This is a genomic window from Achromobacter animicus, from assembly GCF_040775605.1.
Classification (GTDB): Bacteria; Pseudomonadota; Gammaproteobacteria; order Burkholderiales; family Burkholderiaceae_B; genus Achromobacter; species Achromobacter animicus.
On record NZ_JAYGJK010000001.1, the window covers coordinates 1,443,808 to 1,459,138 of the forward strand.

General features: G+C 66.5%; 11 protein-coding genes. 8 read left to right on the forward strand and 3 right to left on the reverse strand.

Annotated features, from left to right (window positions below; genetic code table 11):
* Positions 1-72 precede the first annotated feature (72 nt).
* The gene (locus AB3147_RS06475) at positions 73-1,386 is read right to left on the reverse strand and encodes an MFS transporter (RefSeq protein WP_175122973.1); all 1,314 of its coding nucleotides are present in this window, start codon (positions 1,384-1,386) and stop codon (positions 73-75) included.
* 190 nt (positions 1,387-1,576) lie between these two features.
* On the opposite strand from AB3147_RS06475, the gene argE reads away from it, so the two are divergent.
* The 7 genes from argE to AB3147_RS06510 all read left to right on the forward strand — a co-directional run bounded on the left by argE (position 1,577) and on the right by AB3147_RS06510 (position 9,583).
* Positions 1,577-2,728, forward strand: a complete 1,152-nt coding sequence (gene argE, locus AB3147_RS06480) for an acetylornithine deacetylase (RefSeq protein ID WP_175122972.1) — start codon at positions 1,577-1,579, stop codon at positions 2,726-2,728.
* Positions 2,729-2,848: 120 nt separating this feature from the next.
* Positions 2,849-4,048: a tryptophan synthase subunit beta gene (gene trpB / locus AB3147_RS06485; protein ID WP_175122971.1), complete on the forward strand. Its 1,200-nt coding sequence runs from the start codon at positions 2,849-2,851 to the stop codon at positions 4,046-4,048.
* A gap of 2 nt (positions 4,049-4,050) precedes the next feature.
* Positions 4,051-4,914: a tryptophan synthase subunit alpha gene (gene trpA, locus AB3147_RS06490; protein ID WP_367351588.1), complete on the forward strand. Its 864-nt coding sequence runs from the start codon at positions 4,051-4,053 to the stop codon at positions 4,912-4,914.
* Between the two features lie 37 nt (positions 4,915-4,951).
* Positions 4,952-5,827, forward strand: coding sequence for an acetyl-CoA carboxylase, carboxyltransferase subunit beta (gene accD / locus AB3147_RS06495; RefSeq protein ID WP_175122969.1), 876 nt, complete (start codon positions 4,952-4,954; stop codon positions 5,825-5,827).
* 287 nt (positions 5,828-6,114) lie between these two features.
* The gene (locus tag AB3147_RS06500; RefSeq protein WP_063956455.1) at positions 6,115-6,663 is read left to right on the forward strand and encodes an acyloxyacyl hydrolase; all 549 of its coding nucleotides are present in this window, start codon (positions 6,115-6,117) and stop codon (positions 6,661-6,663) included.
* A 302-nt stretch (positions 6,664-6,965) separates the two neighbouring features.
* Positions 6,966-7,973, forward strand: coding sequence for a Bug family tripartite tricarboxylate transporter substrate binding protein (locus AB3147_RS06505; RefSeq protein ID WP_367351589.1), 1,008 nt, complete (start codon positions 6,966-6,968; stop codon positions 7,971-7,973).
* A gap of 62 nt (positions 7,974-8,035) precedes the next feature.
* Complete coding sequence (locus tag AB3147_RS06510) at positions 8,036-9,583, forward strand: UxaA family hydrolase (RefSeq protein ID WP_367351590.1); 1,548 nt, start codon at positions 8,036-8,038, stop codon at positions 9,581-9,583.
* Positions 9,584-9,650: 67 nt separating this feature from the next.
* Here AB3147_RS06510 and AB3147_RS06515 read toward each other — a convergent pair whose 3' ends face one another.
* Positions 9,651-10,586, reverse strand: coding sequence for a dihydrodipicolinate synthase family protein (locus AB3147_RS06515; RefSeq protein ID WP_367351591.1), 936 nt, complete (start codon positions 10,584-10,586; stop codon positions 9,651-9,653).
* 171 nt (positions 10,587-10,757) lie between these two features.
* Here AB3147_RS06515 and AB3147_RS06520 point away from each other — a divergent pair, with 171 nt between their 5' ends.
* Entirely contained in the window at positions 10,758-11,654 is an 897-nt protein-coding gene (locus tag AB3147_RS06520) for a LysR family transcriptional regulator (RefSeq protein WP_175184242.1), read from the forward strand.
* A 118-nt stretch (positions 11,655-11,772) separates the two neighbouring features.
* Here AB3147_RS06520 and AB3147_RS06525 read toward each other — a convergent pair whose 3' ends face one another.
* Complete coding sequence (locus AB3147_RS06525) at positions 11,773-14,871, reverse strand: Rne/Rng family ribonuclease (protein WP_218345233.1); 3,099 nt, start codon at positions 14,869-14,871, stop codon at positions 11,773-11,775.
* Positions 14,872-15,331: the final 460 nt, after the last annotated feature.

The window sequence follows — 15,331 nt, forward strand, 5'->3', positions numbered from 1 at the left end:
GCTGCCGGATCATTTCCCGCCGTGCCCGCCGCTGGCGCGAAGGCCAGGCGGCAGCACGCGGCGGTTCAGGCCTCAGTGTTCCAGTTCTTCATGCGCGCGGTCGCGCATGTAGAACGCGGCGACCAGACCCAGCGCCACGCCAAACATCACGTAGTAGGCAGGCGCCATGGGCGAGCCGGTGGTTTTGATCAGCCAGGTCACGATGAACTGTGCGAAGCCGCCGAAGATCATCACGGCCACGTTATAGGCCAGCGACAGGCCAACCGAACGCACGCGCGCCGGGAACAGCTCGGCCATCACCGTGCTGAACACGCCGAAGAACGCCGACACGAAAATGCAGACCACGACCTGCACGGTCAGCAGGCGGCCGATCGACGGCGCGTCCGACAGCCAGAAGTACAGCGGGTACAGCACGATCAGGTAGCCGATCAGCGAGCCGATCACGAGCGGACGGCGGCCGATGCGGTCGGACCAGGCGCCCATGAACGGGGTCAGCACCACCATCAGGGCCGCGCCGGCCATCTGCACCAGGAAGGTCTGGTTCAGCGGCAGCATCAGCACCTTGGTCGAATAGGTGACCAGGTACGTGAACGTGATGTAGATCGACACCGTGGCCGTCACCACAAGACCCACGCCGATCAGCGTCTCGCGGGTGTGGGTGCGCAGCATCTGGCCCAGCGACAGGCGCTTGACTTCACCGCGTTCGGCGGCCTGGCGGTCGGCTTCCTTCATCTGCTTGAAGGCGTCGGTTTCGTCGACGTTGCGGCGGATATAGATGGCGATCGGCACAATTACCAAGCCGAAGGCGAAGGGCAGGCGCCATGCCCAGTCGGCAATCTGCTGCTCGGTGAAGAACTCGGTGATGAGCGTGCCGCAGGCCGCGCCGATCAACAGGGCCAGCATCTGGCCCGCCATCTGCCACGAGCCATAGAAGCCGCGCTTGCCGTTGGGCGCCATTTCGATCAGCAGCGCCGTCGACGTGCCGAATTCGCCGCCGGCCGAGAAGCCTTGCAGGAGGCGCGCGATCAGGATGAAGATCGGGGCCAGGATGCCGGCCGCGTGGTAGGTCGGGGCCACCGTGATCAGCGCGATGGACACGGCCATCAGCGAGGTCACCAGCACCATGGCGGCCTTGCGGCCCTTGCGGTCGCCGTACAGGCCCAGGATGATGCCGCCCACCGGGCGCATGAAGAAGCCCACGCCGAAGATGGCAGTGGTCATCAGGATGGCGTTCAGTTCGCTGCCGGGGACGCTGGGGTCGGTGGGAAAGAACAGTTTGGCGATGATCGGCGTCATGAACGCGAACACCAGGAAGTCATACCATTCGAGCGCGTTGCCTATTACCGCTGCCACGATGTTGCGTGTGGGGACTGCTTTGTGCTGCACGGGATCTCCTTGGGGGCTTTAATTTCCGGGCGACATTCTAGGCGGTGCCGCCCCGGCCGTCTTGCGCGTCGTCCGAAAAGCGGCCGATCGGAAGCATGCCCCTCGGAAACCGGCCATCCAGACGGCGGTCGTCCGGGACGCGGCCGCCGCCTGGCTTTACACTGCGTCTTTTCCCCACGAGAGTAGTGACATGAACGCGCGCACCTGGCTGGAAACGCTGGTTGGCTTTGACACCACCAGCCGCAATTCCAATCTTGCCCTGATCGAAACCGTCCGTGACTGGCTCAAGGGCCAGGGCGTCGAGGCATGGCTGGCGCACAACCCCGAGCGCACCAAGGCCAACCTCTTTGCCACGCTGCCGGCGCAAGACGGCAACCAGCAGGGCGGCATCGTCCTGTCGGGCCACACCGACGTGGTGCCCGTGGATGGTCAGGACTGGAGCACGGACCCGTTCAAGCTCGTCGAAAAAGACGGCCTGCTCTATGGCCGCGGCGCCTGCGACATGAAAGGCTTCATCGCCGGATCGCTGGCCCTGGTGCCCGAATTCCTGGCCATGCCGCGCAAGAAGCCGATCCACCTGGCGTTCTCCTACGACGAGGAAGTGGGCTGCGCCGGCGCGCCGTACATGCTGGCAGACCTGCACGAGCGCGGCATCCGTCCCGAGGGCTGCGTGGTGGGTGAGCCCACCGGCATGCAGGTCGTGGTGGCCCACAAGGGGATCAACCTCTTTCGCTGCAAGGTGCACGGCAAGGCGGCCCACTCGTCGCTCACGCCGCGCGGCTGCAACGCCATCGAATACGCCGCCCGCCTGATCTGCCGCATCCGCGACCTGGCTGACAGCTTCAAGGCGAACGGCCCCTACGACCAGTTCTACGACGTGCCGTTCTCCACGATGACCACCAACCAGATCCGGGGCGGCATCGCGGTCAACACCATCCCCGAGCTGTGCGAATTCACCTACGAATTCCGCAATCTGCCGGGCATGCGTCCGGACGACATCCAGGCGGAAGTCGAAAAATACGTGCGCGAAGAGCTGCTGCCGAAGATGAAGGCCGAATTCGACGGCGCCACCATCGAGATCGAGACCGGCGCCGCCGCGCCCGCGCTGGAAGCCTCGGAAGAAGCCGCCATCACCCAGCTGGTGCGCGCCCTGACCGAAGACCGCGCCACGCGCAAGGTCGCCTACGGCACCGAAGCCGGCCTGTTCCAGGGCATCGGCATCCCCACGGTGGTCTGCGGCCCCGGCCATATCGAACAGGCCCACAAGCCCAACGAATACGTGGCCCTGGACCAGATGGCCGCGTGCGAAACCTTCCTGCGCCGCATGGGCCAGTCCCTCTGACGCGCGGGGCGCCCGGGAGCGGGCGGCACGCCGGTGCCGTCCGCGTCAGGTAAAATGCCGGGTTGCAAACCGGATTTGCGGCTGGCATTGGCCTGCCGCGATCCCGGGGGAGATGCTGTGGTGAAACCTTACGACTTTCCGGATGCCAAGGGCCATTTCGGGCCTTATGGCGGTGTTTTCGTGGCGGAAACGCTGATGCACGCGCTTGACGACCTGCGCGCGTCCTATGACCGTTACCGGGTCGATCCCGCCTTCCTCGAAGAGTTCAACTACGAGCTCAAGCATTTCGTGGGCCGGCCCAGCCCGGTCTACCACGCCCGGCGCTGGTCCGAACTCGTGGGCGGCGCCCAGATCTGGTTCAAGCGCGAAGACCTGAACCACACCGGCGCGCACAAGGTCAACAACTGCATCGGCCAGGCTCTGCTGGCCAAGCGCATGGGCAAGCCGCGCGTCATCGCCGAAACCGGCGCCGGCCAGCACGGCGTGGCCACCGCCACGGTCGCGGCCCGCTACGGCATGGAATGCGTGGTGTACATGGGCAGCGAAGACGTACGCCGCCAAGCCTCCAACGTCTACCGCATGAAGCTTCTGGGCGCCACGGTGGTGCCCGTGAACTCCGGTTCGCGCACCCTGAAGGACGCGCTGAACGAAGCCATGCGCGACTGGGTCACCAACATCGAAAACACGTTCTACATCATCGGCACGGTGGCGGGTCCCGACCCCTATCCCCGCATGGTGCGCGACTTCCAGACCGTCATCGGCAACGAATGCCTGACGCAGATGCCCGAGGCCATCGGCCGCCAGCCCGACTACGTCGTGGCGGCGGTGGGCGGCGGCTCCAATGCCATGGGCATCTTCCATCCCTACATCCCCTACGAAAACGTGCGCCTGATCGGCGTCGAGGCGGCGGGCGAGGGCATGGACAGCGGCAAGCACGCCGCATCGCTGGCCGCGGGCCAGGTGGGCGTGCTGCACGGCAACCGCACCTACGTCATGCAGAACGCCGACGGCCAGGTTCAAGAAACGCATTCGGTCTCGGCCGGCCTGGACTACCCCGGCGTCGGTCCGGAACACGCCTGGCTCAAGGATTCGGCCCGTGCCGAGTACGTCGGCATCACCGACGACGAAGCCCTGAAGGCCTTCCACGACTGCTGCCGCATCGAAGGCATCATGCCCGCGCTGGAGTCGTCGCACGCCATCGCCCAGGCCGTCAAGATGGCCGCCACGCTGCCGCGCGACGCCGTCATCCTGGTCAATCTGTCTGGCCGCGGCGACAAGGACATGCACACCGTCGCCGAACGCGCCGGCATCGAGCTCTGAACATGACAACCCGCACCGATCGCATTGCCGCGGCTTTCGCGCGCACCGCAGAATCCGGCCGCGCAGCGGCCCTGATTCCCTACATCGCCGCCGGCGATCCTTCCCCCGCCGCCACGGTGCCGCTGATGCACGCGCTGGTTGACGCCGGCGCGGACGTCATCGAACTGGGTGTGCCGTTCTCGGATCCCATGGCCGACGGCCCGGTCATCCAGCGCGCCGCAGACCGCGCCATCGCACAAGGCGTGGGCCTGGCCCGCGTACTGGAGATGGTGGCCGACTTCCGCCAGCGCGACACCGAGACGCCCGTGGTCCTGATGGGCTACGCCAATCCCATCGAACGCATGGGCCAGGCCGAATTCGCCAGCCGTGCCGCGCAGGCCGGCGTGGACGGCGTGCTGGTCGTGGACTACCCGCCCGAAGAAGTCATCGAGTTCGCCGCCACCCTGGGCGAACACGGCATTGCGCCGATCTTCCTCTTGGCGCCCACCTCCACTGAAGACCGCATCAAGGCCGTCGCGGCCGTGGCACGCGGCTATGTGTACTACGTGTCGCTCAAGGGCGTGACGGGCGCTGGCTCGCTGAACACCGACGACGTCGCCGATCGCGTGGCCGTGATTCGCCGCCACGTGCGCGACATCCCGGTTGGCGTGGGCTTCGGCATCCGCGACGCCGAAAGCGCCCAGCGCGTGGCGCGCGCCGCCGATGCGGTCGTCATCGGCAGCAAACTGATTGAAACCATGGAGCAGGCGGTCGCCAACGCGCCGGCTGCCCAGCAAACCGACGCCGCAGTCGCCGCCGCCAGCGGCTGGCTGCGCACCATCCGGCAGGCGCTGGATCAAGTAAAACGAGAGAACGCGTCGGCCTGAGCGGCCGGGTCGCGATCTCAAACGGGATGAATACTCAATGAGCTGGATCGATAAACTCCTGCCGCCTCGCATCAACAAAACCAGCGACAGCGGCGCCCGCCGCGTGCCCGAAGGCCTTTGGGTGAAATGCCCGTCGTGCGAATCGGTGCTGTATAGCGAAGACCTGGCAGCCAACCTCCACGTCTGCCCCAAGTGCGACCACCACATGCGGATCGGGGCTCGCGCCCGCATCGATTCGCTGCTGGACATGGAAGGCCGCGTTGAAATCGGCCAGAACACGCGTTCGGTCGACACCCTGAAGTTCAAGGACACGCGCAAGTACCCCGAGCGTCTGCAAGAGGCCGTCAAGGCAACGGGCGAAAGCGACGCGCTGGTCGTCATGAGCGGCTCGATCCGCGGCGTGCCCGCCACGCTGGCCTGCTTCGAATTCGAATTCATGGGGGGCTCGATGGGCTCGGTGGTGGGCGAGCGCTTTGCGCGCGGCGCCCAAGCGGCCCTCGACAACAAGACCCCGTTCATCTGCGTAGCCGCCTCGGGCGGCGCGCGCATGCAGGAAAGCCTGCTGTCGCTCATGCAGATGGCCAAGACCAACGCCATGCTGACCCGCCTGTCGGCCGCCGGCCTGCCGTTCATCAGCGTCCTCACCGATCCCACCATGGGCGGCGTGTCGGCCAGCTTTGCCTTCATGGGCGACGTGGTCATCGCCGAACCCAAGGCCCTGATCGGCTTTGCCGGTCCGCGCGTGATCGAACAGACCGTGCGTGAAAAGCTGCCCGAAGGCTTCCAGCGCGCCGAGTTCCTGCTGCAGAAGGGCGCCATCGACATGGTTGTCGACCGCCGCCAATTGCGCGAGGAAATCGCCCGCCTGCTGGCGCTGCTGACCAACCAGCCGGCGGACGTGGTCACCGCCTGATCGGGCCGACATTGCCGGGCTGCCGCTTGCGGCTGCATCGGCATCCATAGACATGCCGCCGGTCGCTTCTCGCGCCTGGCGGCATTTTGTTTTTCCGCAGCAGGGTGAATCCCTGGGCACGAGACTTGCTCCAGCCGCCTAGCGCAATTTCACCTGCGTGAATCCCGCGATTTTCGGAACAGTCTTTTTCACGGCGCTTTGTTGCCATATTGCGACATGCGCGCAGCGTGTTGGTCCGGATTTTGCTAATGTTCCCCGTTAGTCCAGAAATAGATGGAGTTGATCCCATGCAGTCGACGAAGAAGAAAATGCTGACGCGCCTTGCCGGCCTTGCCCTGGCAGGGGTTGCCACCTTTGCTAGCGCCCAATCGTCCGAGGGCACCCAAGGTGGCGTCAGCCTGCACTATGGCATTGGCGATCACTACAAGCGCCTGACCCTGAACTACGAGACTGCCTCGCTCTGGACCTATCAATTCGGCGGCAACTGGGGGCGTCTGGACCTGACGCCCGAATTCGGCGCGTCGTATTGGCAAGCCGACGGCTCGCGTTCGCCGGGCCACGTCTGGCAGTTCAGCGCCATCCCCATGTTCCGCTGGTGGACCGGCGAACGCTTCTACATCGAAGCGGGTATCGGCGCCACGCTGTTCTCCAGCACGCGCTTTGCCGACGAAAACATCAGCACGGCCTTCCAGTTCGGCGACCACGTTGGCGTGGGCTTCCTGGTCACGCCGAACAACCGTATCGGCGTGCGCTATTCGCACTTCTCGAACGCCAGCATCAAGCGCCCGAACCCGGGCCTGGACGTGGTGCAGCTCACCTACACGTACCAGTTCTGATCGCATGGCGCCGGTGCGGCGCGTGCTCGCGTGATTGCGCGCCCCGCTCGCAGATATTGAAAACCACCCATCTGGGTGGTTTTTTTTGCCCCACCCGTGTGCGTGTCCCTGCCGCTCGTCGTCGCAGAAACGACAAAAAAATTATGTTTTGACTGCGTGTCCACGTACTTGTTGGTGTTGAGTGCAATGGCCAGAATGCCCTGGCAGCACCCAAAACCACAACGAGCCGTCGCTCGGGCTTCCGATCCGCCGCTGCGCGCGCGGGCACGGCCAGATCCGGCAGGCGGCACACGGAGACTCAGATGAAACACCCCTGTACGCAGGCGCGCCGCGTGGTGCGCATGGCCGGCGCCGCTGGCCTGGCCCTTGCCCTGGCCACCGCCTCGTCCGCCGTCCTGGCCGACGACTTCCCGAACAAGCCTTTGCGCATGGTCGTCGGCTTCGCGCCGGGCGGCGGCGCGGATATCGTGGCCAGGCTGGTCGGCGCCAAGATGGCCGAGAGCCTGGGCCAGCAGGTCGTGGTGGAAAACCGCGCGGGCGCCACGGGCACGATTGCGGCCGACAATGTCGCGCGTTCCCCCGCGGACGGCTATTCGTTGTTCCTGGGATCGCAATCCACCATGGTGGTGGCGCCGTCGCTGTTCCCCACGCTGCCGTTCAAGCCCGAGACCGATTTCGAGCCGGTATCGCAGGTCGTGACCATGCCGCTGATCCTTGTGGTCAATCCGGCGCTGATCGACGTCAAGAGCGTCGGTGAACTCACCGAGCACATCCGGAAGGCCGGCAACGGTGCGCTGAGCTACGCGTCCTCCGGGCAGGGCGGCCCGCAGCACATCGCGGGCGAGCTGTACGCGCACCGGGTCGGCACGAAGGTCACGCACGTGCCGTACAAGGGCGAGTCCGCGGCCATTGCCGACGTGTTGGGCGGTCATGTGCCCTACATGTTCGCGAACCTGCCGGTGGCGCTGCCGCACATCGCGTCAGGCAAGGTCCGCCCGCTCGCCATCACCAGCCTCAAACGCGATCCGAAGGCGCCCGAGATTCCGACGCTGGCCGAATCGGGCTTCAAGGACTTCGAGGTGTCGACCTGGTACGGCGTCTTTGCGCCGGCCAAGACGCCCAAGCCCGTGGTCGACAAGCTCTCCGCATCGATCCGCTCTGCATTGGAGCAGCGCGACATGCAGGCCAAGCTGAGCGAGCAGGGCTTCACCGTGGTCGGCAGCGACTCGGCCGACTTCAGCCGCTTCGTCGGCGCCGAACTGCCGCGGTGGTCGGTGCTGATCCGCGATATCGGCATCAAGCCGGAATAGCCTGGACGCTTCGCCTGGGCGCCCTTGAGCCGGGCGCCCCTTCATCCATCCGAGACAACGACATGATCGACTTCACCGAAAAACGCGCCGCCGGCCCCGTCATCCGGCTGCATTCCGCCGATAACGTCGTGGTGGCGCGCGTGCCTATCGGCATCGGCACCGCCGTGCCTGCCGAGGACCTGGTCAGCCGCAGCCAGGTGCCCGCCGGGCACAAGATCGCGGCGCGCGACCTGCGCGCGGGCGAACCCATCCTGAAATACAACGTGTGCATCGGCTTTGCCGCGACGGACATTCCCGCCGGCACCTACGTGCATTCGCACAACATGGACTTCCAGGAGTTCGACCGCGACTACGCACATGCTCGTGACTATGTGCCGACGCCCGTGCTGCCTGAATCGGAGCAGGCGCAATTTCAAGGCATCGTGCGGGCGAACGGTCAGGTGGGCACGCGCAACTACATCGGCATCCTTGCCACGGTGAATTGTTCGGCCACGGTGGTGCACCGCATTGCGTCCGCCTTCACGGACGAGGTGATGGCCGCCTATCCCAACGTGGATGGCGTCGTCGCGCTGAGCCACGGCATGGGCTGCGGCATGGAAATGTCCGGCGAGCCCATGGACCTCCTGCGGCGCACGATGGGCGGGTACGCCTGTCATGCGAACTTCGCGGGCGTGCTGATCGTTGGCCTGGGCTGTGAACGCAATCAGCTTGATGCGCTGCTCAGGGACCAGGGCCTGGAAGCGGGCGCGCGGCTGCAGACATTCATCATGCAAGAGACCGGCGGCACCCGCAAAACGATCGAAGCCGGCGTCGCCGCAGTGAAGTCCATGCTGCCCGCCGCCAACGAGGTGCGCCGCGAGCCGGTGTCCGCGCGTCACCTGAAGATCGGCCTGCAGTGCGGCGGGTCGGATGGCTTCTCGTCGATCACCGCCAACCCTGCGCTGGGCGCGGCCATGGACATCCTGGTGCGTCACGGCGGCACGGCGATCCTGTCCGAGACGCCGGAAATCTACGGCGTCGAACATACGCTGACGTCACGGGCGCGCAGCCGGGAAGTGGGCGAGAAGCTGGTCCAGCGCATCCGCTGGTGGAAGGAAGAGTATTCCCCGGGCCGCGACGTGCAGATCAATGGCAAGGTCAGTCCCGGCAATCAGATGGGCGGTCTGGCCAACATCTTCGAGAAGTCGCTGGGCTCGTCGATGAAGGGCGGCACCACAGCGCTGATGGAGGTCTATCGCTACGCGGAGCCGGTCCGGCAGCCCGGCATGGTGTTCATGGACACGCCGGGATTTGATCCGGTGTCGGCCACGGGGCAGATCGCCGGCGGCGCCAACATGATCTGCTTCACGACAGGCCGCGGGTCGATGTTCGGCGCCAAGCCGGTGCCGTCGATCAAGCTTGCCACCAACACGCCGATGTACGAGCGGCTGACCGAAGACATGGACGTCAATTGCGGCGACATCCTCGACGGCAACGCCACGCTGCAGGAGGTGGCGCATCGCATCTTCGAAGAGATCCTGCGCGTGGCCTCGGGCGCGCGCAGCAAGAGCGAGTTGCTGGGGTTGGGCGATCACGAGTTCGTGCCCTGGAACATCGGCGTCGTGAGCTGACCGCTTCCGCAACGCGTGAAGACCAGCGGACGGTCATGCGTGACCGTCCGCGCACCGGATCGGACGCTCAGACGTCCGACAACGAGTCGGCGCCCGGCATGTCGAAGCCGTTGGCCTGCAATGCGGTCTTCAGTGCGTCCGTCTGCGCGGCATTCAGCTCGACCAGGGGCGGACGCACCGTGGCCCACGCCGCATCGCCCGACTTCCAGGCAATGGCGGCCTTCATCGCGGGAATCATCGGGAATTGCTGGAACACGTTGCGCGTGGCGTTCAGCCCGGCCTGGCGCTCGTCGGCATCCGCCTCCTGCCAGCGCTGCTGCAGCGCCACGATGGGACCCGGATTGACGTTGCCCGTGGCCGTGATGCAGCCCACGCCGCCTGAGCGCAGGGTCTGCAGCAGGAATGCCTCGCTGCCCGCATACACCTGGAATCCGCGCGGCGTGAAACGCTCGATCATCGCCGCCGTGTTGGCCCAGTCGCCGCCACTGTCCTTCACGCCGGCCACGATGCCGGGATAGCGGGTCAGCAGGCGGTCGATCAGGTCCAGGCTGAGCGGCACCTGGCTGACGGGCGGGATGTGATACAGGTACAGACGCAGCTTGTCGTCGCCCACGCCTTCGATCAGCTCGGCAAAGTAGCGGAACAGGCCTTCGTCGCTGACGCCCTTGTAGTAGAAGGGCGGCAGCACCAGCACGCCCATGCTGCCGCTGCGCACGGCATGCTGCGTCAACGCAATGGCGTCGGGCAGCGCGCATGCGCCCGTGCCGGGCATCAGCGCAGACGGCTCCACACCGGCTTCCAGCAGCGCATCGAGCAACGTGTGCTTTTCCGAGAGCGACAGGGAGTTGGCCTCGGAGTTGGTGCCGAAAATGGCCAGTCCGACGGACTGCTCGCGCAGCCAGCGGCAGTGCTTCACGTAGCGCCCCAAGGCCGGGCGGTAGCGTTCATCGAACGGCGTCAGGACCGGCGAAAAGACGCCGGGAATGCGGGCAGGGGTCGTCATGTCTCTACTCGTTATTGGATGGGTGAAAAGGACGCGCCGCGGCCGCGCGGCTGCGATTTCCGATTCTGGCACCGATCCGCCCACCGAACATCTGCTGTTTAATGGGTTCAATCCATAAAATTGTTGTGGTTTGCCGCAGAGCGCGCCACACGTCCAAAAGAAGGGGAGACCGTGGATACGCGATATGTGCAGAGCTTTGTGTCGGTCATTGAAAGCGGCTCGCTGGCCGAGGCGGCGCGGCGGCTGGATCTGACGCCCGCCGCCATCGCCGCGCGCGTGCGCACGCTGGAAGAAGAACTGGGCGCCACGCTGGTCAAGCGCGTCGGCCGCAGCGTCAAGGCGACCGAAGCCGGCCTGAAGGTGCTGGAGCGCGCCCGCAGCGTGCTGCGCGAGGTGCGCGATCTGCGCGCCAGCGCCACGGACGATGCGCCGCTGGGCGAGCTGCGCCTGGGCGTCTCGGCCTCGGCCCTGACCGGCATCATGCCCATCGTGCTGGCCCGCCTGTATCGGCGGATGCCTAAGCTGGCGGTCTTCATGGAACCCGGCACTTCCAACCATCTGTACCACCGCGTCATCAACGGCGACCTGGACGCGGCGTTCATCGTCAAGCCGCAGTTCAACCTGTCCAAGGGCTACGCATGGAAGCTGGTGACCGAGGAGCCACTGGTGGTGCTCGCGCCGCCCGATACGCCGGGCAACGATGCGCACGAACTGATGCGCACCCAGCCCTTCATCCGCTACGACCGCAACGTCTGGGGCGGGCGCCTGGCCGACCAGTACCTGCGCCAGCACGGCATCGCGCCCCGCGAGCGGCTGGAGGTCGATGGGCTGATGGGCATTGCCTGCATGGTCTCCGAAGGCTTGGGTGTGTCGCTGGTGCCCGACTGGGCGCCGGACTCGCTCGACAGCCGCCGCGTCAAGCGGGTGCTTCTGCCCGGGCGTGCGCCGCTGCGCCGGATGGGCATCCTGTGGGCGCGCCACATGCCGCATTCGGCGCTGGCGGAAGCCTTTGTGGAAGAGGCGGGCCGGGCGCTGGATCCGCAATCGCGCCGCTCCGTGGGCGACTGAGGCATCGGTTGCGGCACGCCGCCCGCACATACTGAGGCCACAAAAAAACACCCCGCAAACCGTTTCCGGTGTGCGGGGTGTTTTGCCTGTCAGGGCCAGGCCCTGACGGCCGTGCGGCTTAGTGGCGCGTTTCGACCTGCACCAGCGGCTCGTTCGAGACGGGCGTCACCGGCTTGCGTTCGCGGCCCAGGCGGACCGGCGCGTACGAGGCGGCAATGCGCTGCTGCGTTTGCGCGTGGCGTTCCGGATCGGTTTCCACCCACTTCAGGCCGGCGGCATTGACCACGTCGTGCAAGGCTTGCGCCTTGGCGGCCGGGGCAACGGCAGGGACCACGATGGGCTGTTGCGCGCTGGCCGGCGCGACCGGCGCGGGGGCCGGTGCGACGGGAGCAGCGGCCACTGCCGGCGTCTGGACCACGGGCTCGGCGGCGGGCGCTTCCACCGGCGTCTGCACCGGCGCAGCGGGGACCGAAGCCTCGCTGGCGGGTTGCACGGCGACAGGCGGGGTCGCTTGCGGCGCGGTCTGCACGGGTTGAGCGGCAGGCTCAGCCGTGGGCTGGGCTGCCGGCTCGACCGCGGGCTTCACCGCGGGTTCGGCGGCGGGCGCAACCACGGGCTCGGCAGCGGCCTGGACGGGCTCAGCCTTGGGGGCTTGAACCGGTTCGACCGGCGTTTGCTCAGGCTGGGCGGCGGTCTGCACGGGCTGGGCCGGGGCTTGAACCTGCTGCGCGGCGGCAGGAGCAGTTTGCTCGGCGGCCGATTGAACCGGCTCAGCAGCCTGGGCGGCGACGCCTTCGGCTTGCTGTTCGCCGGCGTCTTCGGCGCCGTCTTCCTGCAGTTCGTCGCTACCGGCCAGACCGGCTTCGTCCTGGCTGCGGCGGCCACGGCGGCTGCGGCGGCGGCGGCGTTTGCGCTCGGGGTCCGCGGCGCCTTCGGCGCCTTCAGCGCCCGGAAACGCGTCGGCGGACTGTTCGTCGGCGTCAGCATTGTCCAGGGCTTCGGCAGCGGGCTTGGTATCCGACTTGGCGTCAGGCAGCGCGGTGGCGACCGTCTGGGCCAGCGCGGCGACCATGCTTTCCTGTTCGCTCATCGGCGCGTCGGATTGGCCTTCCTCGCGGCGGTTACGGCCACGGCCACGGCGGCGATTGCGGCCTGCGCCGGTGTCTTCGCCGTTGAGTTCGGGCGTCTGTTCCGGACGGGCGGATGCCAGGGCTGCCTGGGTGGCCGCCTGGGTGTCGCGCTCGCCGCGGCCTTCGCCACGATTGTTGCGTTCGCCGCGTTCGCCATCCGAGCGGCGGTTGCCGCGGACGTGGTGACGGCCGCCTTCGGTGGCCTCGGCGCCTTCGCCACGGCCTTCGCCGCGGCGGTTGCGGTTGCGGTCGGAGCCGTGGCGTTCGCCGCGGCGTTCCTGGCCGTCATGGCCGCTGCGGCCCTTGCCACGCGACGAGCCCGCGCGCTTGGCGGTTTCTTCGGCGGCTACGGGGGCGGGCTTGGCGGGTTCGGAGCCGCCGGTCAGCCAGCTGACCAGACGCTTGAACAGGCCGCCCAGACCGGCGCCTGCCGCGGGCGCGGCGGGTGCGGCGGCCGGCGCTGCGGGCGTCGAGACGGGGGCGGGCTGCGACGGCGTGATGCCCTTGACCAGGGCTTCCGGACGCGACTTGATTTCGCTTTCGCGCGGCTGCCAGGGCGCATCCGTGGCCGGCGCTTCCACCAGTTCGAAACTGGTCTTCAGCTCTTCCAGGCGGGGATCATCGTGGCGCAGGCGCTCGATGTGATGGTGCGGCGTTTCCAGATGCTTGTTGGGGATCAGCATCAGGTTGACCTTCAGGCGGGCTTCCATCTTGGTGATGTCGGCACGCTTTTCATTCAACAGGTACGTGGCCACGTCGACGGGCACCTGGGCGTGGACTGCCGCGGTGTTTTCCTTCATGGCTTCTTCCTGCAGCAGACGCAGGACGTGCAGGGCGCTGGATTCGGCGTCGCGGATCACGCCGGTGCCGTTGCAGCGCGGGCAGGTGATGTGCGAGCCTTCGTTCAGGGCCGGACGCAGGCGCTGGCGCGACAGTTCCATCAGGCCGAAACGCGAGATCTTGCCCATCTGGACGCGGGCACGGTCGAAATGGAGGGCATCACGCAGGCGCTGTTCGACGGCACGCTGGTTCTTGCTGTCTTCCATGTCGATGAAGTCGATGACGATCAGGCCACCCAGGTCGCGCAGGCGCAACTGGCGGGCCACTTCGTCGGCCGCTTCCGAGTTGGTGCGCAGCGCGGTTTCCTCGATGTCGGCGCCGCGGGTCGAGCGGGCCGAGTTCACGTCCACGGAAACCAGGGCTTCGGTGTGATCGATCACGATGGCGCCGCCCGAGGGCAGTTGCACCGTGCGCGAGTAGGCCGTTTCGATCTGGTGTTCGATCTGGAAGCGCGAAAAGAGGGGGATGTCGTCCCGGTAGCGTTTGACGCGCTGGACGTTGTCCGGCATCACCACGCTCATGAAGGCGGTGGCCTGGTCGGCGATCTCGTCGGTGTCGATCAGGATCTCGCCGATTTCGGGCGAGAAGTAATCGCGGATCGCGCGGATGACCAGGCTGGATTCGAGATAGATCAGGATGGGCGCGGAGTTGTCGCGCGCGGCGCCGTCGATGGCGGTCCAGAGCTGCAGCAGATAGGACAGGTCCCATTGCAGTTCTTCGACGTTGCGGCCGATGCCTGCGGTGCGGGCGATGATGCTCATGCCCTGGGGCAGGTCGAGCTGTTCCATCGTGTCGCGCAGTTCCTGGCGATCCTCGCCCTCGACGCGGCGCGAAACACCACCGCCGCGGGGGTTGTTGGGCATCAGGACCAGGTAGCGGCCAGCCAGCGAGATGAACGTGGTCAGGGCTGCGCCCTTGTTGCCGCGTTCTTCCTTTTCGACCTGGACGATCAGTTCCTGGCCTTCGCGCAGGGCGTCCTGGATGCGGGCGGTACGGACATCGACGCCTTCCTTGAAGAAGCTGCGCGCAACTTCCTTGAAGGGCAGAAAGCCGTGACGGTCTTCGCCGTAGTTGACGAAGCAAGCTTCGAGGCCGGGTTCGATCCGGGTGATGACACCTTTGTAGATATTGCCTTTGCGCTGTTCGCGGCCGGCAGTCTCGATGTCAAGGTCGATGAGTTTTTGCCCATCGACGATAGCGACGCGTAATTCTTCCTGATGCGTCGCATTGAACAGCATGCGCTTCATGAGAGGGTTTCTCCGTTGTCATGACGCGCCGATATCGGCGCGTGACCTCGGGCCACTCGGGCTGCGGCTGAAGCGGGCAAGAAGGTGCGGACCGTACCTGGGCGGCGCCCAGGCGTATCCGCCGCGGGTCAGGCGGGCACGTCGTGCCGTGGGGCACGGGGTTCTGTCAGCAGGAGGGTCAGCTTCACTGAATGTGGTTTGACGGAAAAAATGCTGTGAACGGCAGCTGCGGTCGGATTGGTTGCCCACACGCAGCTGGTGCTTTAAATATGCGACGATTCTTGCAGTGCTTCAGAGCCGCTTGCGGCATGCAACGGACCTGCCGGAACAGCGGGCAAGATGAATGCCACACCACTATTCCGCAGGGCTCGGTTGCGCCGGCGACCAAGAGACCCAGGGGTTGAATGAGCAGGCAGTACAATGGCGGCCCGCGCGCTCGACGGAGTTGCGTGTTGGTTGC

Bases quoted from the DNA above. Each gene is read 5' to 3' on its own strand.
- AB3147_RS06515 (WP_367351591.1), bottom strand. From the start codon at position 10,586: ATGACGACCCCTGCCCGCATTCCCGGCGTCTTTTCGCCGGTCCTGACG.
- accD (WP_175122969.1), top strand. From the start codon at position 4,952: ATGAGCTGGATCGATAAACTCCTGCCGCCTCGCATCAACAAAACCAGC.
- AB3147_RS06500 (WP_063956455.1), top strand. From the start codon at position 6,115: ATGCAGTCGACGAAGAAGAAAATGCTGACGCGCCTTGCCGGCCTTGCC.
- AB3147_RS06505 (WP_367351589.1), top strand. From the start codon at position 6,966: ATGAAACACCCCTGTACGCAGGCGCGCCGCGTGGTGCGCATGGCCGGC.
- argE (WP_175122972.1), top strand. From the start codon at position 1,577: ATGAACGCGCGCACCTGGCTGGAAACGCTGGTTGGCTTTGACACCACC.
- trpA (WP_367351588.1), top strand. From the start codon at position 4,051: ATGACAACCCGCACCGATCGCATTGCCGCGGCTTTCGCGCGCACCGCA.
- AB3147_RS06510 (WP_367351590.1), top strand. From the start codon at position 8,036: ATGATCGACTTCACCGAAAAACGCGCCGCCGGCCCCGTCATCCGGCTG.
- AB3147_RS06525 (WP_218345233.1), bottom strand. From the start codon at position 14,871: ATGAAGCGCATGCTGTTCAATGCGACGCATCAGGAAGAATTACGCGTC.